At 44.6% G+C, this 22,645-nt stretch carries 20 protein-coding genes; 7 read left to right on the top strand and 13 right to left on the bottom strand.

Annotated features, from left to right (window positions below; translation table 11 throughout):
• Nucleotides 1–38 precede the first annotated feature (38 nt).
• The 3 genes from DW159_RS08680 to DW159_RS08670 all read right to left on the bottom strand — a co-directional run bounded on the left by DW159_RS08680 (nt 39) and on the right by DW159_RS08670 (nt 3,636).
• Nucleotides 39–1,346 carry an extracellular solute-binding protein gene (locus tag DW159_RS08680; protein ID WP_117550075.1) on the bottom strand — a complete coding sequence of 436 codons (1,308 nt, stop codon included), beginning with the start codon at nt 1,344–1,346 and terminating at the stop codon, nt 39–41.
• A gap of 508 nt (nt 1,347–1,854) precedes the next feature.
• Nucleotides 1,855–2,865, bottom strand: coding sequence for a LacI family DNA-binding transcriptional regulator (locus DW159_RS08675; RefSeq protein ID WP_022217055.1), 1,011 nt, complete (start codon nt 2,863–2,865; stop codon nt 1,855–1,857).
• 186 nt (nt 2,866–3,051) lie between these two features.
• Nucleotides 3,052–3,636 carry a helix-turn-helix domain-containing protein gene (locus tag DW159_RS08670; RefSeq protein WP_117550073.1) on the bottom strand — a complete coding sequence of 195 codons (585 nt, stop codon included), beginning with the start codon at nt 3,634–3,636 and terminating at the stop codon, nt 3,052–3,054.
• Nucleotides 3,637–3,754: 118 nt separating this feature from the next.
• On the opposite strand from DW159_RS08670, the gene DW159_RS08665 reads away from it, so the two are divergent.
• A complete protein-coding gene (locus DW159_RS08665) occupies nt 3,755–4,582 on the top strand; it encodes a hypothetical protein (RefSeq protein WP_015534547.1) in 828 nt (275 codons plus the stop codon).
• 531 nt (nt 4,583–5,113) lie between these two features.
• Nucleotides 5,114–5,893 carry a YlmH/Sll1252 family protein gene (locus DW159_RS08660; RefSeq protein ID WP_117550071.1) on the top strand — a complete coding sequence of 260 codons (780 nt, stop codon included), beginning with the start codon at nt 5,114–5,116 and terminating at the stop codon, nt 5,891–5,893.
• 11 nt (nt 5,894–5,904) lie between these two features.
• Here the strand turns inward: DW159_RS08660 and DW159_RS08655 are convergent, their stop codons facing one another.
• From DW159_RS08655 to DW159_RS08640, 4 genes are all read right to left on the bottom strand, one after another.
• Nucleotides 5,905–6,591 (bottom strand): LytTR family transcriptional regulator DNA-binding domain-containing protein, encoded by a 687-nt coding sequence (locus DW159_RS08655; protein ID WP_055272066.1) that lies wholly within the window; start codon nt 6,589–6,591, stop codon nt 5,905–5,907.
• Complete coding sequence (locus DW159_RS08650; RefSeq protein ID WP_022215971.1) at nt 6,585–6,884, bottom strand: helix-turn-helix domain-containing protein; 300 nt, start codon at nt 6,882–6,884, stop codon at nt 6,585–6,587. Before DW159_RS08650 ends, DW159_RS08655 begins: the two co-directional genes overlap by 7 nt.
• 154 nt (nt 6,885–7,038) lie before the next feature.
• The gene (locus DW159_RS08645) at nt 7,039–8,208 is read right to left on the bottom strand and encodes an NAD(P)-dependent malic enzyme (RefSeq protein WP_022215972.1); all 1,170 of its coding nucleotides are present in this window, start codon (nt 8,206–8,208) and stop codon (nt 7,039–7,041) included.
• Between the two features lie 140 nt (nt 8,209–8,348).
• Nucleotides 8,349–10,169 (bottom strand): bifunctional homocysteine S-methyltransferase/methylenetetrahydrofolate reductase, encoded by a 1,821-nt coding sequence (locus DW159_RS08640; protein WP_117550070.1) that lies wholly within the window; start codon nt 10,167–10,169, stop codon nt 8,349–8,351.
• A 335-nt stretch (nt 10,170–10,504) separates the two neighbouring features.
• On the opposite strand from DW159_RS08640, the gene DW159_RS08635 reads away from it, so the two are divergent.
• Nucleotides 10,505–11,779 (top strand): ATP-binding protein, encoded by a 1,275-nt coding sequence (locus DW159_RS08635; protein ID WP_117550069.1) that lies wholly within the window; start codon nt 10,505–10,507, stop codon nt 11,777–11,779.
• 60 nt (nt 11,780–11,839) lie between these two features.
• Here the strand turns inward: DW159_RS08635 and DW159_RS08630 are convergent, their stop codons facing one another.
• Both DW159_RS08630 and glgB read right to left on the bottom strand, forming a co-directional pair.
• Entirely contained in the window at nt 11,840–13,399 is a 1,560-nt protein-coding gene (locus tag DW159_RS08630) for an ABC-F family ATP-binding cassette domain-containing protein (protein ID WP_055272064.1), read from the bottom strand.
• Nucleotides 13,400–13,848: 449 nt separating this feature from the next.
• Nucleotides 13,849–15,726 (bottom strand): 1,4-alpha-glucan branching protein GlgB, encoded by a 1,878-nt coding sequence (glgB, locus tag DW159_RS08625; RefSeq protein ID WP_015534541.1) that lies wholly within the window; start codon nt 15,724–15,726, stop codon nt 13,849–13,851.
• Nucleotides 15,727–16,039: 313 nt separating this feature from the next.
• On the opposite strand from glgB, the gene DW159_RS08620 reads away from it, so the two are divergent.
• The gene (locus DW159_RS08620; protein ID WP_022215975.1) at nt 16,040–16,573 is read left to right on the top strand and encodes a TetR/AcrR family transcriptional regulator; all 534 of its coding nucleotides are present in this window, start codon (nt 16,040–16,042) and stop codon (nt 16,571–16,573) included.
• A gap of 20 nt (nt 16,574–16,593) precedes the next feature.
• Here DW159_RS08620 and DW159_RS08615 read toward each other — a convergent pair whose 3' ends face one another.
• The 3 genes from DW159_RS08615 to DW159_RS08605 all read right to left on the bottom strand — a co-directional run bounded on the left by DW159_RS08615 (nt 16,594) and on the right by DW159_RS08605 (nt 19,469).
• A complete protein-coding gene (locus DW159_RS08615; protein WP_117550067.1) occupies nt 16,594–17,613 on the bottom strand; it encodes a PTS transporter subunit EIIB in 1,020 nt (339 codons plus the stop codon).
• Between the two features lie 39 nt (nt 17,614–17,652).
• Nucleotides 17,653–18,453 carry a DNA alkylation repair protein gene (locus tag DW159_RS08610; RefSeq protein ID WP_015534538.1) on the bottom strand — a complete coding sequence of 267 codons (801 nt, stop codon included), beginning with the start codon at nt 18,451–18,453 and terminating at the stop codon, nt 17,653–17,655.
• A 62-nt stretch (nt 18,454–18,515) separates the two neighbouring features.
• Entirely contained in the window at nt 18,516–19,469 is a 954-nt protein-coding gene (locus DW159_RS08605; RefSeq protein ID WP_055147368.1) for a D-2-hydroxyacid dehydrogenase, read from the bottom strand.
• A 257-nt stretch (nt 19,470–19,726) separates the two neighbouring features.
• On the opposite strand from DW159_RS08605, the gene DW159_RS08600 reads away from it, so the two are divergent.
• The 3 genes from DW159_RS08600 to DW159_RS08590 all read left to right on the top strand — a co-directional run bounded on the left by DW159_RS08600 (nt 19,727) and on the right by DW159_RS08590 (nt 21,814).
• Complete coding sequence (locus DW159_RS08600) at nt 19,727–19,978, top strand: acyl carrier protein (RefSeq protein WP_015534536.1); 252 nt, start codon at nt 19,727–19,729, stop codon at nt 19,976–19,978.
• 39 nt (nt 19,979–20,017) lie between these two features.
• Complete coding sequence (locus DW159_RS08595) at nt 20,018–21,061, top strand: hypothetical protein (RefSeq protein ID WP_117550065.1); 1,044 nt, start codon at nt 20,018–20,020, stop codon at nt 21,059–21,061.
• Between the two features lie 186 nt (nt 21,062–21,247).
• On the top strand, nt 21,248–21,814 hold the full coding sequence (locus tag DW159_RS08590) for a TIGR00730 family Rossman fold protein (protein WP_117550063.1): 567 nt from the start codon (nt 21,248–21,250) through the stop codon (nt 21,812–21,814).
• On the opposite strand, the gene udp is transcribed toward DW159_RS08590, so the two are convergent.
• Nucleotides 21,804–22,571 carry a uridine phosphorylase gene (gene udp / locus DW159_RS08585; protein WP_420314971.1) on the bottom strand — a complete coding sequence of 256 codons (768 nt, stop codon included), beginning with the start codon at nt 22,569–22,571 and terminating at the stop codon, nt 21,804–21,806. The genes DW159_RS08590 and udp overlap by 11 nt on opposite strands.
• Between the last annotated feature and the right edge of the window lie 74 nt (nt 22,572–22,645).

Genomic DNA, 22,645 nt, shown 5'->3' with positions numbered 1-22,645 from the left:
AACTTATAAATATTATTCAAAGTACTTCTTATTTAAAATTACTCCTGTGATACAGGTGCCTCAATTCCTTCTACAGCGTTGTCGAGAAGCTTCTGAAGATCTGTTCCGTCCGGATTACCCTGAGCAAGGATTGAACCAAGTGTCTCTGCTGGTGTCCAGTAGTTACCGCCTACACGCTGTGGTGTTGCATATGCTGCCTGAGCTGCAAGAGCTGATATAGCTGGATTAGCCTTAACTTCCTCTGACTCTGAAGCGTTGATGTTTGAAGGACCAAGACCTCTCTGCTTAAATCTTGTAACCTGTGTATCCTCTGATGTAAGATACTCAGCAAGAAGCATTGACCAGCCTACGTTCTTTGAATGTGGGTTTACACCGATAAGCTTGCAGCCTGAGAATGATGCCATCTGAACCTGCTTGCCTGCAACTGTGTATGTAGGGAGCTTAGCTGCTGCATAGTTCTCGCCCCATGCTGCCTCAGCGTCTGCTGCTCTCCATGTTCCGTTAACTGCTGCACAGATCGTACCCTCAGCGATTGCTGTTGCCTGTGTAGGATCATCCATATCTACAAATACGCCTGTCTTAAAGAGATCAAGAATTGCCTGAGCTACGTCTGTACCGCCTGCCTGATTCCAAGTACATGTATTTGTAAGTCCGTCATCGTTAAGTGTAAGGTCAAGACCTGCGCCCTGGAAGAATGAGTATACATACCATGCATCTGATACGTTCATAGCGATCTTCTTGTTTGCCTTCTTTGCTGCCTCGATCATGGCATCCATCGACTGAACATCATCCTCTGTGAATACTGATGAATCATAGAACATGAAGTATCCGTTGTCTGCTGTCATTGGATATGCATATAATGTTCCATCAACAGAAGCTGCCTCTATAGAAGCTGCCACATTCTCGTTTGCAACATCAAAAGTGTATGTAGCCTGTACCGGCTGAAGTGCACCAGCCTTAACCAGCTCATTGATCTGATCATCAGCAAATGCGAATACATCAGGAGCAGCCTCAACGTCTACCAGGATATCATCCTTTGCCTTTGACTCAGACTCGGCTCCGAGTGTGATGTTGAAGTCAACATCTGAATACTTTTTCTTGAATTCTTCAATAACCTGTGTTGTGAGATCCTGATCTTCCTCAGAAGCCCATACTGAAAGATCTACAGTTCCTGTTGTTGCGTCAATTAAGTTCTGAATTGCATCATCTGATGCTGCAGCCTGTGTTGTGCTGTCACCGGCAGCTGCTGTTGTTCCTTCGTCCTTTGAATCTGCGTTGCCACATCCTGCAAGGCATCCCGCCATCATCGCAGCAACAAGTGTTAATGATAAAACTTTCTTTCTCATTCTTATGTCCTCCTCTTAAATAATAAGAATAATTAGTTGCTCTTTTTGTTTCCCGTGCGCAATCGGTTGTTCTTTGTAATTATATATTATCAGTTCTGTTTATTGTTGTCAACTACTAATTCATATAACTTTCAAAATAAAAAAATATACATTTTGCACAAGTCACTTTGTTTGGAAACGTTTCCATATTCGTTATATTTTGCGCACCCGTTTGCGTTGCACACTATATATGGTAATATTTGTTAATCATCTGCAATCCCATATGTAAGATTTTCATGTTTCATTTCCTTTTCCAGCCATTATTACACTCATTTAGGCCGTTTTTTCATTACTTTTCTCTTTGTTACACCATAGAATATTGCTATAACAGCAATATTCTATGGTGTATTTTCATGCCCGTCGCGCATCATTTTTTTGCGCATGTTGCGCATATTCTGGCTCTTTTCACATAAAAACAGGGCGTCAGCCAAACACTGACGCCCCTCTGGGAAGGATATATAACTATGAATTACTTCGTTGACTCTTTTAATCTGAGTTCATAACCCAGATGTGTCTTCTTCTTAACTTCGTTGCCCTCTATAAAATCCACCAGCAGTTTACATGCTACCATTCCAAGCTCACGCGGATCAAACTGGAGCGATGTGATCGCAGGCTGGTAATTGTTCAGAAGTGAGCTGTTGTAGAATGACGCAACTCTCACATCAGTTGGCACCTTTATGCCCTTCTTATCCAATATATTAAGTACATTCTGGCATATTCCATCATCCATACACAGTATGCATTCTGCTTTCTGCTTCATTATCTCTTCAATGGCATGTTCACATAATACTGAATTATCTATATCAAAGTATACCAGGCTGTTATCTACCGGTACCTCCATATCCTCCATCGCATCAAGATATCCTCTATACCTGTTGAGGGTTACCACATGATTCTTATTGCCACCCATGAGGGCTACCTTAGTCATTCCTTTGGCAAGCAGTATAGATGTAAGCTCACGGCATGCACTTCTGTGATCATGATCAACCTGGACAACATTGTCATCATCCATACTTCCAACCACAACAAATGGTATCTTTTTTTCCTTGAGATATTCTGCCGGGGCATCATTCACAAGAGTTCTTCCAAGTACAACCCCATCCACCTTATGATTCTCAACAATTCTCTCCAGCTGGCTCATATCATCCGGTGACACTGTACACACAAGCACATCATAATCCACTGGCGCAGCCATCTCAAGCAGTCCCATCAGGCACTTCTGAAAGAATGGCAGATCCACCACGCTGTAGTCGCTCGGCATGACCCACCCTATATTATAGGATTTTGACTGTGCCAGCCCCTTCGCTATAACGCTTGGCTTATAATTATGCTCCTCTATATACTCGAGAACTCTCCGCCTTGTCTCGGCACCGATCCTTCCCTTTCCGGAAATCGCTCTCGATACTGTAGTCTTAGATATATTTAACGCCTCAGCCACATCAGAAATGGTCATCTTCTGGCCTGACTCTTTTGTCTCCATATTCAAGTCTCCTTTTGTTCAGCACGTATCACCGCATTTGCGCAACGCTCCATGCGCAATCGGTTGCCCTTAATGTTATCATAGCTTTTTTTGTGCACAAGTCAAGAATTTTTTGATTTTTACCATGTCAAGTTGGCTATTTTGTCAAAAAGAACAAAGATATTTTTTTATTTGTGCAATTATATCTTACTTTGATGCCCACAGATCCCTGAGAGCCTGCTGCAAATAAGAGAAATCCACAGATGGCACATCCGGATTCAGTCTGCCCTCTTTCCTGCACACATCATATAATCTTATTCCAAGAGATGCCACATCCCGTCTGTCCTCCGCAAACAGACTTGCATACAGCATGTCAAATTCAACCAGAGCTTTAAGGTCACCTGACCAACCCGATGCAAGCCAGGCTATATCAGCCGTCTTGTCATCTCCAAGTGCTTTAACGCTCTCAACCAGTTGACTATATTTGCTGTTGACAGTTCCATTCTTCATACCCTGCCAGTGAAAAAGTGCAGTCTCAGACACACCGAGAGCACTAGCTATAGCCGGAATGTGCCGCACTGTCGGAAGCCTCTCCTCATTCTCCCACTTGTAATATAGCCCTTCTGTTATCTTATGATTCTCCGGCAGGAGCTTATTTATCTCCGCAACCATATACTTTACCGTATACTTCGAAGATCTGCTGTTTTTGCGGATATCCCGCATATTGAAGCCTATCGTATCTACCATTTCTGTAGAATCCGACACCCCCTTTTTTGTTCTCCTTCTATTCATCTCTCTCCTCCATTGTATACATTTATACAGATTGTACAATTTTGTATCCATAAATATCCTACCACTTATCGCGTTAAAGTGCTACATTTTTATCCATACAAAAACAAAGGAGATCATTATGACAGACTTAAACAATGCCGAAACACAAACCGATGCCCCCTGTTCCGCCATCAATTATTGTAACCTCAACGGATACGAACTCACCGCAGAAGAGAAGATAATCTTTCTTAGTTCCTATGTATCCCGCATTGACAACGAGACAGTGTATCAGCCCGCAACCAGGGAATTTGTCCAGAATTTCAATGTAGATGCAGCCATCAGCATAATAAACAATTATGCCACAGCAGACTCATTTTTCAGAAGAATGACAGGTTCATTTCCGTATATCAAAAACTCGCAGCGTTTTTCATCCCCGGATATATATTTTCTTCTATTGGAGTTAAAACTGTACATCAACGAGAGACGGCGCGTAATAGCAAAAAATAATTCAGCGGACACGCTCTCTATCATTGAACAATACAAAAACCGTTACTCGTTCAACCAGTCAGCCACCCAGAAAATGGAAGCCCTGCACAGCATAAAAGGTTTCGCACATCCATCTTTCTTTGTGCCGGAAACCGTACTGTACATAAACGAAAACTCTATCCTGTACGTACACTCAGCTTTGCGCTATATCGATATGCTTCTCGAATACATGCAGCGGAATGACAATTCTATAGATTATGAAATTTATTCTTTTTTTCAAAACTTCAAATCCATGTTATTCAACAACGAGCACGACACAACGCCAACATATATAATCGACCAGTCAAGAGATTATATCTATAGCATTCTCGGAAATAGCAAAAGAAAATCTAAGATGACTGACATATGCAAATACGCAGCCTTCGTGGAAAGTCTCACAGAACTCGGTAACGCCATAAGTGCATCCAATATGAAACTCTAAATCCCCCCCCTGTTTTTCAGAACATAAAAACAGCCCGTCGTTTATGCGACAGGCTGTTAAGAAGGGGGGAGTGGAGGATTCCTATGTTTTGGGGTTTGGGGTTATGGGGTTACATTACATCGTATAAAGGGATTTCTACGAATTTCGTGCTAAGGGAACCCTCCGTCTATCAAAATATAAGTGATTGTCTTTTTTATAACCAGAAGGCTTGTTGATCACAACTCATCTCCTTGTTATGCCCATATACTATCAAAACACTTTGAAATTGTAAATACGCAAAAATTTATAAAACGAAGGCTTTTTTTTGTGGTAATTTATCAACAGTTGCGCATTTCAATAGTTTTTAGAAGATTTTTGAATGCAAAATGATTGTTTTATTCACGTTTGAACGGTTTATTGTTCATTATGATCACTTTTCGCAACAATAAATTTCAGATTATCGTGCAAAGCTGTCAAATTCGTTTGACTGTTGGCGAAGATCGGAGTGTTGTAATATAATAGTAAGAAGTCAATGATCTCGGAGGACATGCTATGAATGAAAACGATATTCTAAAGGGGCGGTTAAAAGATCTGGCAAATGCCGCCTTCCGCCAGAACAGATATACATATACTAATTTTCTGAGTGCTGCAGACATGGAAGTATTTTACAGCAATCTTGAACAGTTGTCATTTGCAGGATATACCATCTTTGGAGGCAGGGAATCCTGCGACCGCGTTATGATCGCCTTTGGAAATGAAGCCGACTGCGGCTACGCACCGGCTTTTCCCATCTGCACCATGAAGGTTTCCGCTGTTTCGGACAAATTCTCAGACGATCTGAACCACAGGGATTTCCTTGGGGCACTTATGAATCTTGGCATTGAGAGGGAGATGGTGGGCGATATACTGATCACCGAATCCACTCATTCTGGCAAGCACAACAATGCCTATATATTCTGTGTGGACACTGTTGCCGATTATATCGCTGAAAATCTGACAAAGATAAGGCACACAAATGTAAAATGTACTTTTTGCAGCACCCAGGATACTGATGAGATACAGATAAAAAAGGAACCTCTGCACATAATCGCAGCATCTGCAAGAGCGGACGCAGTGACCGCCACAATAACAGGCCTTTCAAGAAGCAGCACATCCCTGTTGTTCAGGGAAAAGAAATTTTCACTAAACAACAGGTTGTACGAAAACAGCAGCTACCAGTTAAAACCGGGCGACGTATTTTCAATACGTGGATATGGCAAATATGAATTTGTCGAGACAGGCAGCGCAACCCGGAAGGGCAGACTGAACATAGAATTACTCAGATATATTTGATCTTCTAACAACTAGCAATTGATCAGTTCGCTGTAGTATCTTTTCACATCAGCGCGTCTTGTTGCGCTGATGTGTATACTTTTACCATTTGTCAGTATCATTTCATGAGCCGTGCATCTGCTCACATGATCCGGATTTACAAGATAGGATTCATGTGGTCTGATAAATCCCCCGTAGCCCACCTTCATGCGCTTTTCCATCTCGCCAATACTTCCATAAAAAACATATTTTTGTTCCGTTGTGACCAGATTTATGCGACGCAGTTCGCTTTCAAAATACATTATGCTCCGGGTATCTACACTGTATCTCACCCTTCCGGATACAAATGTGAATCTTCTCTCATCCCGGCTCCCCTCAACCGCCATCGTCATCACCTTTTTGAAATTTGCCGCATTAACAGGTTCATACAGAATATAACACGGTTGGATATCATACAATCTCCGGTTTATTCCTGCTGCTATCATCACGAGACTACCTACCCTGCGGTCTTTTTTCAAGACATCGGCCACATCCCAGGAACGATACACCACCACTACATCGTAAATTCCTTCAAGATCCATGTCGACCATGATCGCATGCACATTGTCATAATATCTCACAGCGCACACACATCCCGCATCTCTCTGCCATATACCCATGTACTCCTGCAACAACGGGCTCATTACTTTCTCCTCACTGTACACAGCAATCTTCAGCATATCTCCCTCCAAAGCTGCAGAAGCTTCCGCTCCTGTTCATCCCGGATAACGATTTCCTCCCTCGGAGTCACATCCTCCTCCATCACATCGATATCCCATATGAAATAATCACATGTGCGGTTAAGCACCCTCGACAGCAGCACCAGCCGCTTCAGGCTCGGCAGACTTCCGCCATTTTCAAGACGGCTTATATATTTGCCATCTGCATAGATAAGATACCCCAGCTCCTTCTGTGTGAGGTTCATAGACTTGCGGGCATCCTTTATTCTCTGCCCAATAATAACACTGTTCAATTTTTTCTCCTCCCTATCCGTCCCCGCGGACAACAATATTACTTTACAATAAAATCGCAAAATAAAAAACCGCATCCCATGCGGACTTTCCACATAAGATGCGATTTTTAGTACACTTATTTACTAAATATTTCGAAAAACTTTATTTTTATTCTTATTTTGTAATTCCAAGCTTTATTGCCTCGTCAGCTACAGCCTTGGCAACCACCTTAGCAACTCTCTCGTCAAATGCTCCAGGAATGATGTAATCCTCCTTGAGCTCATCATCTGTTACAATGGATGCGATAGCCTTGGCTGCTGCCATCTTCATCTCTTCAGTTATGCCTGTTGCCTTGGCGTCCAGGGCACCTCTGAATATTCCCGGGAATACTAGAACGTTATTGATCTGGTTTGGATAATCCGAACGGCCCGTCGCCATTACTCTTACTCCGCCCTTTGCCGCTTCCTCAGGCATGATCTCAGGTGTAGGGTTTGCCATGGCAAATACTATAGGATCTGCTGCCATAGATGCAACCATCTCTGCTGTCACGATATTTGGAGCTGAAACTCCGACAAATACATCCTTACCCTTCATTATCTCGGCAAGAGAACCTGTCTGTCTGTCCTTGTTTGTAATCTCTGCCATCTCTGCCTGTGCCGGATTCATCCAGTCCTGTCCAGGACACAGAGCACCCTGCCTGTCCACGAGAACCACATTGCCTATACCGAGCTGAAGCAGAAGCTTACATATTGATATACCTGCAGAACCTGCTCCGTTGATAACCACATTTGCCTCGTCAAACGGCTTGCCGACAAGCTTTAACGCATTGATGAGTCCTGCTGACACAACGATAGCTGTACCATGCTGATCGTCATGGAATACAGGAATGTCAAGTTCTTCCTTAAGTCTTTTCTCTATCTCGAAGCATCTTGGAGCTGATATATCCTCCAGATTGATTCCGCCAAATACAGGTGCAATGCGCTTTACTGTCTCAACGATCTCATCCACATCCTTTGTGTCAAGGCAGATAGGGAATGCGTCAACTCCGCCGAACTCCTTGAAGAGTATGGACTTTCCTTCCATTACAGGTATAGCTGCCTCAGGTCCTATATCTCCCAGACCGAGAACCGCTGTTCCGTCTGATACCACGGCAACCATGTTGCCCTTGCATGTATATTTGTATACGTCAGCCTTATTGTCACGGATCTTTCTGCAAGGCTCTGCAACGCCCGGTGTGTAAGCCGTGCTCAGATCGTCTCTGTTCTTCACTGCCACCTTGGACACTACCTCTACCTTACCCTTGTGCTCCTCATGCATCTTAAGACTTAAACTATTGTAATCCATGTCTGTTCCTTTCTGCGCATCCGCGCATCCTGTATTTTATCTACTGTATATATAACAGCGCCTCTCCTATATAGCGCTGCTCCGGAATCCCTGTTTTCCCCGGCAACACCGCTTATTCCATAATAACCTTGACTCACATTTTAGTCAACGATATGTGCCAGCATATGTACTCTGTTGAATGGGAACGAGAAGTAATATCCATCTGCAAAATCCGAAGTGTACTCAAGTATATCTCTGGCAATCTGTATGCCGCACTCCTCGCCTTCCTGCCTTGTGGCATTTTCACTGTATCTCTCTATGATCTCGTCCGGGATCTCTATGCCTGACATCTCATTTTTCATGAACAAGGCATTTCGCCTGCTGACAAGCGGCATGATTCCCACAAGTATTGTCGCGCCGGTCTCAGCCTTCATGTCTCTGAGGATCTGTGCCTGCTCTCTGGAGAACACCGGCTGTGTCAGAAAGAATTCAGCCCCGGCTTCCATCTTTCTCTTTATTCTGTCTATCTCAAACTTTGTGTTAAGTCTGTTCTGGTTGATCGCTCCGCCGTAGGTGATCTTATCCCCGCTGAACACCTCTTCGTTCATAGACTGCAGCAGCTTCATCATTCCGACTGAATCAAAGTTGAACACGCTCCTGGTCGTCTGTCTGAACATGACCGGAACCGGATCACCTGTTATGACAAGGAAATCCTTTATACCATTAAGCTGTGAACCGAGCACGCTTCCCCTTATGGCTATGGCATTCTTATCACGGCAGCACAGATGCGGCATGACCCTGAGTCCTGTCTCCTTATGCACTTTCTCCGCCATGAGTATGGAATCCGCTCTGGTTCTTCCCGATGGCGAATCAGGAAATGTCACCACATCCACATGTGACTGCTTAAGTATATGGGCTGCATCAAGCAGCTTCTGATCGTTGACATCCACCGGAGGTGCCAGCTCCACAGCAATCAGCTTGTGCTTGTGTCCGTCGGCATTTTTTGTGGCTGCCCCGCCACGCTCCAGACGTCCTTTGAGGAAATTGTCCTTTACAGCACTGTCAGCCTGTACCTTTTCAACATGAACCTTGGCAGCCTTTGCAATATCTCCGGTTTTCACCCGCTCCATGATCTGATGTATGTATTCAGGATTTGTTCCGCAGCATCCTCCTATGATATCTGCACCAAGCGCCGCTATGTCCTGGATCTTATCTATGAATCCCTCTTTGTTGTCATTGAACACCAGTCTGCTCTGTGTAAACTTCGGGTATCCCGCATTCGGCATGACTGATACAGGCTTTCCGCAGTCTATATCCAGCTTTTTCAGAAGCTGAAGCATATGGTACGGACCAACTCCGCAGTTGAATCCAACACAGTCCACGTCCTTATTTCCTGCCACCTGGGAGAGCAATGCCCTTGCCGAAAATCCACAGTTGCTGTACCCAAACTGGTTCACGCAGAACGACACCATGACCGGCGTGTCCTTTCTTGCCTTCAGGTGCTTCACCACAGGCTCGAGCACATTGAACTCAGGAAATGTCTCAAACCAGATGATATCCACTCCCATGTCCTGCATCGCCTCACCCAGCAGCTTGTACTGTGACACCCTTTCATTCAGTGTGAGACCGGCATCCGCAGGTATTGGGCCTATATCTCCGGCAATGTATACCTTTTTGTGATCCGTTCCAGCTTCGCCGTCCGCAGCCTGCTTCGCAAGCTTCACCGCTGCACGCACATTTGAAATGACATAATCCATGTCAGCATCAAGACTCGCTGTATTTGCCGCAAATGTATTTGTCCTTATAAGTCCGGCTCCAGCCTTCACATACTCCTTATGGATCTCCAACACACGCTCCGGGTGACGCATGTTTGCAAGCTCAGGAGCGACAGTTCCCTGCTCTCCGTACATTCCCACATAACAGGTTCCAAATGCCCCGTCTGCAACAAGTAATTTATCCTTTAAGCTTTCAAGTATATTCATCTAACAACTCCATCCTAATATTATTTTTCTACCTGTGTCTAAGTCCGATCCTTACATGTTAACTTCAGCCCTGTCCGCACTCTCATCTTTATTGCTTTACATCGGTGAACCATCCTACATAGAATAATATAATACATCTTCATAGTCAATTATTACTGGATTGAAATCATTAAATCTATCGGATTGGGATTGTAAAATCCATCGGATTGAGATTGCAAAATTAATCGGATTGAGATTGCAAAATCCCTTGCATTATATTATCATAATTTATAAATATATATAACTACTCAGGTCAATAATATTAGTGACATATAAGAACGGAGAGCATATAGCATATGAAAAGAAAAGATTACAAGCCAAGACTTTTAGACAATATATTAGATAATTACTTAGAAGCATTTGGCGCAGTATGCGTAGAAGGTCCTAAATGGTGCGGGAAAACATGGACATCGTCATACCATTGCAAAAGCGAGATAATGATTGGCAATCCAGATGGGAATTTTCAAAACAGACAATTGGCACAGCTAAGTCCATCATTGGTTTTGGTTGGTGAAACGCCAAGATTGATCGATGAATGGCAGGAAGTTCCACAACTATGGGATGCTGTCCGATTTAAGGTTGATCAAAACGGCACTAAAGGACAATTTATATTGACAGGATCTGCAACACCAAATCACAAAGGAATATTGCATAGTGGTGCTGGAAGGATTGCAAAATTAAGAATGCACCCAATGTCATTATTTGAAAGTGGCAATTCCAGCGGAAGCGTCTCGCTTAAAGATATATGCAACGGCAAGATAGAACCTCAAATATTAGGAGAAGTTAATCTGTCAAGGCTTATTGATTTTATTATAAGAGGCGGCTGGCCTGCCAATCAGGATGCGCCATTAAAACAGGCAGCATATCTTCCTAAGCAATATATTCAGGCTGTATTGGATGATGATGTATATCGAATAGATGAAATAAAAAGAGATAAACACAAAATGGAATTACTTCTCCGCTCACTTGCAAGAAATGAGGCTACAACTGTAACAAACAACAAACTTAAAAATGATATTAAAGAAATCGACAACGAAGATATTGATGTAGAAACCGTTGCCGCCTATCTGGATGTTTTTCACAGACTCTTCCTAACGGATAATCAAAAGCCTTTTGAAGCGAAGCTTCGATCACCCATCCGCATCAAACAGGCCGAAAAGAGACATTTGTCAGACCCGTCCTTAGCAGCTGCCTTGCTAAATGCAACCCCTGAAATGCTATTGAATGATTTGAATACACTAGGATTCTTATTCGAAGCATTATGTGAAAGAGATTTAAAAATATATGCAGAATCCTTCGATGCAGAATTATATCATTATCAGGATTATAATAACAACGAGATGGATGCAGTTATAGCACTGCCCAACGGAAAATGGTGTGGATTTGAAATAAAACTGGGTGCAAACCAAATAGATGCTGCTGCCGAAAATCTTATAAAAATAAAAAAAGCAATTGAATCCAATGGCGGAATGGGTCCGGATTCATTATGTGTTATATGTGGATTATCTAACGCAGCATATCAAAGGTCTGATGGTGTATTTGTTGTTCCCATTACAGCATTGAGAAATTAGTTCTTGAACAGATTAAAAACAGGCTCGCCTTGACAATAATCAAAGCAGAGCCTGTTTATCTCACTGAAGGAGCGTGTACTGCTCCAGATTCCACACGTCTGTCACAAGACCATCATAAAATTCAGGCTCATGACATACCAGAAGTATAGACCCCTTATACTCGGAAAGAGCACGCTTCAATTCATCCTTGGCATCAACGTCAAGATGGTTTGTCGGCTCGTCAAGCAGAAGCACATTTGTATCAGTGTTGATTAACTTGCAAAGTCTCACCTTCGCCTGCTCGCCACCCGAGAGGACCTTCACCTTGCTCTCGATATGCTTGGTGGTAAGTCCGCATTTGGCAAGAGCCGCACGTACCTCATACTGGGTATATCCCGGGAATTCCTCCCAGATTTCCTGCAGGCATGTATTCTCACTCGGCTTGACCTCCTGCTCAAAGTATCCAATGTGCAGATAGTCGCCAAGCTGCGCCTTGCCGGATATAGCCGGGATAAGTCCAAGCACACTCTTCAGGAATGTCGTCTTTCCTATACCATTCGTTCCTGTGATGGCTATCTTGTCACCGCGCTCCATGCGGAGATTCATCGGTTTGGAAAGCGGCTTGTCCTTGCTGTAACCTATCACCAGATCATCGGTCTCGAATATGACCTTACCAGAAGTCCTCGCTTCCTTGAAGTTGAACTCAGGCTTCGGTTTCTCACGCTCAAGCTGAATGACATCCATCTTGTCAAGTTTCTTCTGTCTGGACATAGCCATATTTCTTGTGGCAACCCGGGCTTTATTTCTCGCCACAAAATCCTTCAGCTCAGATATCTCCTGCTGCTGCTTTCTGTACGCAGCCTCAAGCTGGGATTTCTTCACTGCATACACCTCCTGGAACTTGTCATAATCGCCGACATATCTGTTGAGCTGACAATTCTCCATATGATATATGATATTTACAACTGAATTCAGGAACGGAATGTCATGGGATATAAGAATAAACGCATTCTCGTATTCCTGAAGGTATCTCTTGAGCCACTCTATATGGTGTGCATCAAGATAATTCGTAGGCTCGTCGAGCAGAAGTATCTCCGGCTTTTCAAGCAGAAGCTTCGCCAGCAGAACCTTGGTTCTCTGTCCGCCCGACAGCTCAGTTACATCCTTGTCCAATCCAAGCTGCAACAGGTCAAATGCTCTGGCAACCTCCTCAACCTTCGAATCTATTATATAGAAGTCATGGCTGTCCAGAAGATCCTGAAGAAGTCCCATCTCCTCAAGAAGAGTGTTCATCTCATCCTCGTCAGTGACCTCCGCCAGCTTGTCACATATCTCATTTATCCTCTTCTCCATATCGAAAAGTCTGGAGAACGCATCCCTCAGCACTCCGCCTATTGTCATGCCCGGCTCAAGGACCGTGTGCTGATCCAGATATCCGACCTTCACATTCTTCGCCCAGGTCACTGTACCCTCATCCGGCATGAGACTGCCCGTCACTATATTCATGAAGGTTGATTTACCTTCACCATTTGCGCCGACAAGCCCTATGTGCTCGCCTGCCAGAAGTCTGAATGACACATTTTCAAATATTGCCCTGTCACCAAATCCATGGCTGAGGTTGCTTACATCTAATATCATAATCTCTCCTTGTCTTGTCTGACGGACGACACTTCATCCGCACGGGCGAGTTTGTATCCGGGTATATGCCAAATCACGTTTGCCTTCCCGAACTTCGTCCCGCTTCCATCGTGCATGCGGCTGTGCGGGCGATAAGGGCGTTTGCCCGCTCCGCCTTAGCGCAGAAGCGAAACGAAGCTCAGGCGGCTTCACTACCGATTTGGCATATACCCGGATACAACTCACTCCTATGCGGATGAAGTGCCTGTCTTTGTAATAATTTCCTTTAATTTCTGCTGTTTACTTATATCACAAAATATACACTATGAACAGTCAATTATTTTTATTAATGTCACGTACACCTTTAATGTACTCTTTCATAATTAGCCTGAACAACTATAATTGATCCATCAAAATGATCCCCGTGTTTCGAAGATCAACTGACTTTATACATCCGTAAAGCACAGCCACTCCTAGTCCACCGGCTTTAAATACATTACAGACAGAGCCGGAAGATCAAAGCCGAAGTCACCGCATACGCCCTTGATACTCTTTACGGTGTCTTTAGTGTTTCCACCGTATTTATTCCAGTCCGTGTTCATGAGGACTTTCATGGAATTGCCCTCACCGTATCTGAAGTGATAATCCCTGTATGTATTTCCTGATAGGTTCATGACTACTACTATCTTATTTTCCTCAATAACTCTCTGGAATATATATACAACATCCTGCTCTTTGCCACAGAGTATCCAGTCAAACCCGTGAGGATCATCATCCCACCCTGACAACGCAGGCTCTTTCAGATAGAGCTTATTCAAATCTTTTATAAATCTGTTAAATGAATCGTGGTTCGGGTATTTCAGTATATCCCAGTCCTGCTCACGCTTCTCGTCCCACTCTCTTAGCTGGGCTATCTCGTTACCCATGAAGTTAAGCTTCTTGCCCGGATGCGCATACATGTAGGCGTAGAGCGCCTTTGCATTTGGGAATTTCTCTTCATATGATCCCGCCATCTTCTGGGCTATGGTTGCCTTGCCATGCACAACCTCGTCATGCGAGAGTGGCAGCATGTATCTCTCATTATAAAAATACATCATGGAGAATGTCAGCTTGTGATACTGGTCGCCTCTACAAAACGGCAGAGTCCTGAAGAAATTCAATGTGTCATTCATCCAACCCATATCCCATTTGTAGTCAAATCCCAGTCCGCCGTATCCGACTTCCTTGGTGGTTCCCTTGTAGTCCGTGGAATCCTCGGCGCAGAGAATACATGACGGGTGTCTGTCCTTAAGTCCCTGGTTAAGCCCCTTTATAAACTCGACCGCCCTGTCATTTACACCTCTAGACTCGTCGCCCATCCAGTAGATTATCCTGCTGATGGCATCCATTCTTAGGCCATCAAAATGATACTCTGTGAGCCAGTAATTCGCCGCACTCTTGAGAAATGTCTGAACTTCTCCCTTGGAATGGATGAAGTTCTTGCTGCCCCACTCACTGTAGCCAACATCATCGGTAGGATGCTCATACAGATTGGTTCCGTCATACTTTGCAAGTCCATATCCATCCAGTGCAAAATGCACAGGCACATAGTCCATGATGGCACCTATGCCGTTCTTGTGAAGCGTGTCGATGAGGAACTTCAGGTCATCCGCCGTTCCGTATCTAGCCGTCGGACTGAAGAATCCGGTATTCTGGTAGCCCCATGACTCATCACATGGATGCTCCGAAAGCGGCATAAACTCCACATAATTGTAGCCCTGCTCTTTCAGATATTCCACAAGCATCGGTGCTATCTCTCTGTATGTATACCAGCCCTCAGCAACTCGGTCAGTCTCAATGACTTCTTCCGGTGTCAGCTGTTTTCCATTCTCATCATACACCGGCTTGCAGTGCCATGAGCCCATGTGCATCTCATACACATTGAGCGGACCACCCTTGCACTCATTCCGTGTCCTCATCCATCTTGCATCGCCAAATGTATACTCATCCATATCTCTTATTATAGATGCAAATGCCGGTCTCAGCTCCATGCCGAATCCATACGGATCACAGTGATCCACACAATATCCATCTCTCTGGTATATCTTATATTTATACATCTGTCCGGCCTTTGCCCCCGGCACAAAACACTTGAAAAAGCTGCCATCGTAACACCTCTCCATGGCAGTCTCTCCCCATGAATTGAACTCACCTGTAACCGTCACCGACTCCGCATTCGGTGCATACGTCACAAAGTCCACTCCTGTCACTGCTTTCCTCCTGCTCTTGCCCACGTTCTCCTTCACAACGTGTGCGCCGAGCTCATTGTAGGCATCAAAGCACCTTCCCGAATAAAACTCATACAAATCCATAACTTTTCCTCCATACAAAGTTAGTATTCAAGTTCCATCATCCAAGCCCTCTCAGTCATTTCTTGACTGTAGTAAATTACCTTCAGTATACCGTTGCACATCCGCTATATGAATATTCGTTTTTTGATAAAAGTAAAATAATTTACTCCAGACAATTATTGACAATTAGATTTAATATGTATATACGTTTTTTTGACTATATCTTCCTTTTGTTGTATTCTATATTATAATGCATAGAGCATCATCAGGGCGCTTACAGCCATTTATAATCATTACCCGCGTACAGCTTTTGTATGATCAGAAAGGAGCTTTTATGGACAGAAGGATTCAGCGTACACGCAACAGCTTATTCAGCGCATTTATCGAACTGCGTGCCACCAAACCTGTGGAGAAGATCACAGTGAAGGAACTCACAGAAAAGGCCAATATCAGCAAGCAGACCTTCTATCTGCATTTTCAGGATATATATGATCTGTCGGAATACCTCGAAAACGATGCCCTCCTGTCTCTGATCGGCGACATTCCAAATCCAGAATATATGCTTACCAATCCTGCAGAAGCAAGCAGGCAGTTATGCAACGCATTTATCAACCAGGGACATTTGTTCTCCATACTCTTTCCTGATGACAATAGAAGCTACGGAGTCCTGACCAACAAGCTCGACGCCCTCATCAAGGAAAAGATATATGACGTCCGTCCCGAGTTCAGAGATGACCTTGCCAAGAATGTTGAGGTGTCAATGTTCGTACAAGGCTGTGCTTATACTTTCCTGAAATACAAAGATCAGGATGCCGCTATGGTCATAGATACCCTTGCTGGAATCATAGACAGGGCAACCAGAGCGTAAATAAATGGCATGTGAGCTTTTCAGACGACAAGCTCGCATGCCACATATTCATAATTCACTTTCTCTCTCCTGTTTATCTTAAGCTGATATCCTTTATCTATACCACCAGAATGACCTGTATCAGCATTTTCATCGGAATGTACCTCCAGCACAGCATATACAGTTTCGCCTCTGCCAGCAAGCGTCTCATATGGATACTCTGCAAGCAGCCTTCCTTTTCGCACCTTCTCGCCATCACCACATGTAAGTCTTATATCTACATAGCTCTGTGTCCTCTGCCATCCGGTGTCGATCTCTGATATCAGATATATCCTGACTACGTATCCTTCCTCAGATGTACACTCTATCTGACCTTCTCCGGCTTTACTATATCCAGCCTTGCAGTCAAACGGCGCTCTGATCTCTCCCCGTGTGGCTCGAATCGCACACAAGCCGACACTCCCGTCTCCCAGGTTCTGTAGGCAATGTATATCAGATACGCGCACAACATCACCTTCAACAGGCACATACACCTTCTTAAGCACTCTTTCATAATCGATCTCAGCCTCCTGTTCAATATTATCTTTCCTGTGTCCATCTATATATCTTCCAAGTTCTCGGCATATCCTTTCCACCTGATCCTCATAGAATACCTGCACCTGCCTGCCCTTTGCCAGTATTCCCAGAGCTCCTGTGGCTTTCAGTCTTCTCCTGTCCACCAGCGCCCCGTTGTTCACCGTAACTCTAAGTCTTGTGTCACTGCTCCTCAGACTGTAAATATTTGCTGTTCCTCCCAAAGCTCCAGCAATGGCAATGGCTACAGCATCACCATCGATGTAGTTATCCTCCGATGAATACTCCCTGTCCTCCCGCTCATCCTGACTATCTTCCAGACTGCCTGAGGCATTTCCCCTGACGTATTTTCTTATCCATACGGTCAGACATACCGCAGCCGCCAAACAGACAATCACCAGCACCATTGCCACCATAAACTCATTTTCAATATTATTGATCCCAGCCAAAGCAAAAAGGACATCCATATCCGCATTCAAATTTCTCATAAGAATTCCTCCTGCAAATATAATGTCCTTCTCTTAATTTTAATATTCATTTATAACTTCCGCAAACCTGTTCACATCCGCCTCCGGCAGCCTGTATATCTTCTCTATCTTGTTCTTCGTCATCTCCAGAATCTGCCTGTCAAACTGTGCACCTTTTATGTACTCAATCGTCTTGTCCGGGAACACGAAATAGCTCTCCGCCAGGCCAAAGGCTACACCGTCCTTTGCATAGTAGCCGCCATCCTGCATATGTTCAAATGCATAAAGGCATTTGTCGATATACTTGTCATTCACAAAGTAGCACTTCAGCATGATGGCCACGAACCTGAGTCTGAAGTCATCGGACATATCCTGCCAGGTTCCTACTGCGATGCCTCCCTGTCCCTCTGGAATCTCTGCCTCCTCCTTCTTTCTCCACGCAGGATTCAGCTCGGAATCTCCCATATACTTCATGATGAATTCCCACACTATCTCCGGGTACATGGATGCCGCCACAAATGTACTGCAGAACGAGTCACACACCCACCAGTTGTCTATCTTGGGAACAAATTCATCGGCATATGCAAGTATCTCCTCCAGCTTGCCCTGTGCGAATCCAAGGACAAGCCCCTGAATGACCACATCCTCCAGCGTATCATCCGGCGCATGCTTCAGATACTCCTTCCAGTTTATGTCGGCTATCTGTCTGGCTATCTCCTTCAGGTCATCCAGCCTCACACCTATTATATTGCCACAGCCCGGAAGGTTCATGGCCAGATATTTGCCAAATTCCGGATCCATGTGCTCATACAGTTCAGACCTAACCAGTCTGTTCACATCCTCAAAAGAACTGCTCTCCATCTTCCTGATCTATCCTTTCTTCTTACAGCTAAATTTCTGCTCAATAGCTAATCTTATTCTTTTTATACTGTATTTACAGGCTTTCCATTGAGAAACGCCTCTATATTGCCACCCGCTATATTGAGAAGTCTCTCCCTGACCTCCTTCGGTGCCCAGGCAATATGTGGTGTTATGATCACATTCTTTGCCGTGAGAAGCGGATTGTCCGCCGCCATAGGCTCCTGTGCTATGACATCCACCGCGGCTCCAGCTATACGTTCCTCGTTCAGGGCATCTGCCAGATCCTTCTCCACTATGCAGCCGCCTCTGGCAGTGTTTATGATGAATGTAGTCTTCTTCATCCGGCCTATCGCACTCCTGTCTATCATTCCCTCCGTCTCAGGGAACAGAGGACAGTGTATGCTTATCACATCCGACTGTGCGAACAGTTCATCCCTCTCAGCCCAGCTTATCCAATCGCCATCCGGCAGGGCTTTCCTCGTCCGGCTGTTCACCAGCACCCTCATGCCAAATGCATGTGCGATCTCAGCCACCTTCATACCTATACTGCCATAGCCTATGATACCCATAGTCTTGCCCGCAAGCTCCATGGTCGGCATCACACTGTAGGAGAAATCCTTACTTCTCACCCAGCCACCGTCCTTCACTGACGCATCATGCGCCCCGACCCTGTTTGCCAGTTCCAGAAGCAGTGCAAATGTAAACTGCGCCACAGCATCCGTACTGTATGCCGGAACATTTGTAACCACTATGCCATGCTCATGTGCCGCCTCCACATCGACCACATTGTAGCCGGTGGCAAGCACACCTATATATCTGAGGTTCGGACAGGCCTCGATCACAGCCCTGTCTATCACCGTCTTGTTCGTTGTTATGATCTCCGCATCGCCTATCCTTGAGACCACCTCTGACCTGTCGGTTCTGTCATACACCGTCAGCTCACCATACTTGCCAATACTGTCCCAGCTAATATCGCCGGAATTCGCCGCACATCCATCCAGAACAACTATCTTCATGTCCATCACCCTGCCTTATCGTATATTGTTGTTCTATATTTTACATCAACTGTCTGATTTTTTTAAAAAAATTATAATATTTTATTCAACTATACCATATTTTACACCATATACTTCACGGTAATTTTAACATTTAACACAAAAATGCACAAATATTTCTGTACGGATTGAATAATTTTATTGAAAAATACTGTCAAACACATTAAAATATAAGTAACGTGCATTGGTAACATATCAAAACGAATGGGAGGTTTGAAATGGACAAAGACACATTAACAAAAAAAGTATTGGAGGTTTTTTCTGATATTCTTCCAGACATAGATGCGGGCAAGCTGGACATGACTGCAGAACTCACCACCGAATATGGCGTGAATTCCGTTTCCATCATTCAGTTCATCGTCGGACTTGAGCAGGCTTTTAACATTGAATTTGATGATTCTGAGCTTGCACTTGGCCTCTACTATGACATGAACGATGTAGTCAAGGCTGTAGCAGCCAAGGTCAGCTAACATCACGTAATCTTAATATGAAATGGAGGTAATAAGCACATGAGCAAAAAGATTTTGCCAATAAGCTATCCAATGATAACATCCTGGCAGTGGCATGCCACACTTTTCTCGATCATAGGGGACGACGAGAAAGCCAAGAATTGGATATTTAGTAATTATATACAGTTAAGATGTTACAACATCGAAGAGATCTTCACAGGAGATGAGATGCTTCTTGCAGATATGATGCCGGGAAGCAGTTCACTTAAGGAATGCCCTTATCTTCTCTTCTCTCTCATGACAAAGGAGCAGGTAGAGAGCTATTGCGGAGATATTCTCACTTTCATCAAGAAGACCATCAATCTGGGCGGATATGTATACGGAGTATTTGACGAGGCTAAGATCCTCTGCGATTCCGGTGCCGACTACAAATTCCCACATGAGCTCTTCATCTACGGATATGACGACGAGGAGCAGCAGTTCTATGTTGGAGATTTCACATTTGGCGAGCATTATTCCTACTCAAAAGTATCATACTCAGATGTGAGAAACGGCTACGACACCATCACAGCCCAGGAGGATCATATTTTCAAGGACGACTACAAGGGACGCCGTGGAATATACGTGATCCAGAAGAATCTGGCTGATACATACTACGAACTCGACACACAGTATATCAAGGATACCCTCATCGAGTACCTTGAGTCAAAGGATACCAAGAATCACTTCCGTATGATGAGGAATCGTTTTAAGGACACAGTATTTGGGGTTGATGTCTACGATGCGGTTCTGAAGCAGATCGGCAAGCAGCTTTCAGCAGAGGACCCAGACTTTGATATACGTGCTCTTCACATCCTGTATGACCACAAGGTTCTCATGATGGAGAGACTCAAGTACATGATGGATCACAGATATATTGAATTCAACGGTGATATCCTGAATGATTATATGGAGGTTGAGAACACCATGCTCACCGCCAGAAACCTTCTCATCAAGACTTCCATCACAGGCAAGGTTGACTGTATGGACAGATTTGAGAAGTACCTTATGGGTGCAAAAGAAAAAGAGATCGCAGTTCTGGGCAAAGTTGTTGAGCTTCTGTAATCTCGTATCATTCTTTTCATGTTTTCCCTTTGCGGGGCAGTCCTATGGCTGCTCCGCATTTTTTTGCAATTTTACATTATTTTATAAATAATTTCTTCCAAATTATCATTTACTTCTATATACTGTTTAATAAATGATTTTTACGGCAGTTCAGGAATACCTGGCATTGTCACATTGGAGGTTTTTATGAATGTATGTGTATACGGCGCGTCAAGCAACGACATTGACAGATCTTATATAGAAGAAACAGAATATTTAGGAAGGGAAATCGCCAAAAGAGGCCACACTCTTGTGTACGGCGCTGGAGCAAATGGGCTCATGGGCGCAGTGGCAAGGGGTGTATACGAAGAAAATGGCACCATAATAGGCGTCACTCCTTCATTCTTTAATGTTGACGGAATACTGTTTGAGAATGTCTCCGAGCTGATAACCACTGAGACCATGAGAGAGCGCAAACAGATCATGGAAGATAAGGCAGACGCTTTCATCGTAACGCCCGGCGGAATTGGCACTCTCGAGGAATTCTTTGAGATCCTCACGCTCAAGCAGCTCGGACGTCACGGCAAAGCAATCGTAATTTTCAATCAGAACGGATTCTACGATCATCTTCTGTCCATGCTCAAAGAGACGTCGGACAAAGGCTTTATGACGCCTGCGACCAACGAGATATATACCGTCATGGATAATTCAGATGAGATCCTTGACTATCTTGAAAGCTACAAGGCAGACATAGGTCGTGTATTCAAGTTCTGATAAGCTTCTTCACAGCTTCAATAGCCACACGTATGGCTTTATCGGTGTCGTGTACCTCAGGATTCGGGAGACCGGCTGCAGCCCTCTCCTGATTCGCCACCACAAGGAAGCACGCACCGACCCTGACCCGCAGGAACGCTCCAACTATGAACAATGCAGCAGATTCCATCTCAGAGGCCTTGCAGCCCATCTTCTTCCACGCTTCCCATTTGTTCATAAGCTCATATCCAACCGGCATGATTCCCGGCGAATGCTGTCCATAAAATGAGTCCTTACTCTGAACCACACCTGTGTGTGCCGTCACTCCAAGTGCTCCTGCTGACTCTCTGAGCGCATTCACCACATCTATATCCGCAACCGCAGGGTACTCTATAGGCGCATACTCTCTTGACGTGCCCTCCATCCTGACAGCTCCCGTTGCGATCACCACGTCTCCGCCTACGATCTCAGTCTGCATACCGCCACAGGTTCCAACCCTGATAAAAGTGTGGGCACCGGCGTGCACCAGCTCCTGCATGGCTATGGCCGCCGACGGGCCGCCTATACCTGTGGACGTGACACTGACCTTCTCTCCATCCAGATAGCCTGTATACGTGACAAATTCCCTGCTGTCCGCCACCAGATCCGCATCTTCGAGATATGCTGCTATCGCCTTACATCTCTTCGGATCCCCCGGCATGATAACATACCGGCCTATCATATCCTCATTTACCTTTATATGGTATTCCAACCCCTGATCCGCTTCGTATATCATAATCATCCCTCCTGACACTTGTCTCACAGCATAGGAAAAGCAGGCTTGCAGAAAATCTGCAGCCTGCTTTTCTAAGC

This window comes from Coprococcus sp. AM14-16, assembly GCF_003434675.1.
Lineage (GTDB): Bacteria > Bacillota > Clostridia > Lachnospirales > Lachnospiraceae > Coprococcus > Coprococcus aceti.
Note: the sequence above shows the minus strand (reverse complement) of the source record. Positions and strands in the feature narration are given on the sequence as shown.

Excerpts from the sequence above, each read along its gene's own strand:
- DW159_RS08590 (WP_117550063.1), top strand. The coding sequence starts at position 21,248 with ATGAATGTATGTGTATACGGCGCGTCAAGCAACGACATTGACAGATCT.
- glgB (WP_015534541.1), bottom strand. The coding sequence starts at position 15,726 with ATGGATTTGTATGAGTTTTATTCGGGAAGGTGCTTTGATGCCTACAAT.
- DW159_RS08640 (WP_117550070.1), bottom strand. The coding sequence starts at position 10,169 with ATGAATATACTTGAAAGCTTAAAGGATAAATTACTTGTTGCAGACGGG.
- DW159_RS08675 (WP_022217055.1), bottom strand. The coding sequence starts at position 2,865 with ATGGAGACAAAAGAGTCAGGCCAGAAGATGACCATTTCTGATGTGGCT.
- DW159_RS08615 (WP_117550067.1), bottom strand. The coding sequence starts at position 17,613 with ATGAGAAATTTGAATGCGGATATGGATGTCCTTTTTGCTTTGGCTGGG.
- DW159_RS08660 (WP_117550071.1), top strand. The coding sequence starts at position 5,114 with ATGAATGAAAACGATATTCTAAAGGGGCGGTTAAAAGATCTGGCAAAT.
- DW159_RS08655 (WP_055272066.1), bottom strand. The coding sequence starts at position 6,591 with ATGCTGAAGATTGCTGTGTACAGTGAGGAGAAAGTAATGAGCCCGTTG.
- DW159_RS08635 (WP_117550069.1), top strand. The coding sequence starts at position 10,505 with ATGAAAAGAAAAGATTACAAGCCAAGACTTTTAGACAATATATTAGAT.
- DW159_RS08645 (WP_022215972.1), bottom strand. The coding sequence starts at position 8,208 with ATGGATTACAATAGTTTAAGTCTTAAGATGCATGAGGAGCACAAGGGT.
- DW159_RS08595 (WP_117550065.1), top strand. The coding sequence starts at position 20,018 with ATGAGCAAAAAGATTTTGCCAATAAGCTATCCAATGATAACATCCTGG.
- DW159_RS08665 (WP_015534547.1), top strand. The coding sequence starts at position 3,755 with ATGACAGACTTAAACAATGCCGAAACACAAACCGATGCCCCCTGTTCC.
- DW159_RS08680 (WP_117550075.1), bottom strand. The coding sequence starts at position 1,346 with ATGAGAAAGAAAGTTTTATCATTAACACTTGTTGCTGCGATGATGGCG.
- DW159_RS08610 (WP_015534538.1), bottom strand. The coding sequence starts at position 18,453 with ATGGAGAGCAGTTCTTTTGAGGATGTGAACAGACTGGTTAGGTCTGAA.
- DW159_RS08600 (WP_015534536.1), top strand. The coding sequence starts at position 19,727 with ATGGACAAAGACACATTAACAAAAAAAGTATTGGAGGTTTTTTCTGAT.
- DW159_RS08670 (WP_117550073.1), bottom strand. The coding sequence starts at position 3,636 with ATGAATAGAAGGAGAACAAAAAAGGGGGTGTCGGATTCTACAGAAATG.
- DW159_RS08605 (WP_055147368.1), bottom strand. The coding sequence starts at position 19,469 with ATGAAGATAGTTGTTCTGGATGGATGTGCGGCGAATTCCGGCGATATT.
- DW159_RS08620 (WP_022215975.1), top strand. The coding sequence starts at position 16,040 with ATGGACAGAAGGATTCAGCGTACACGCAACAGCTTATTCAGCGCATTT.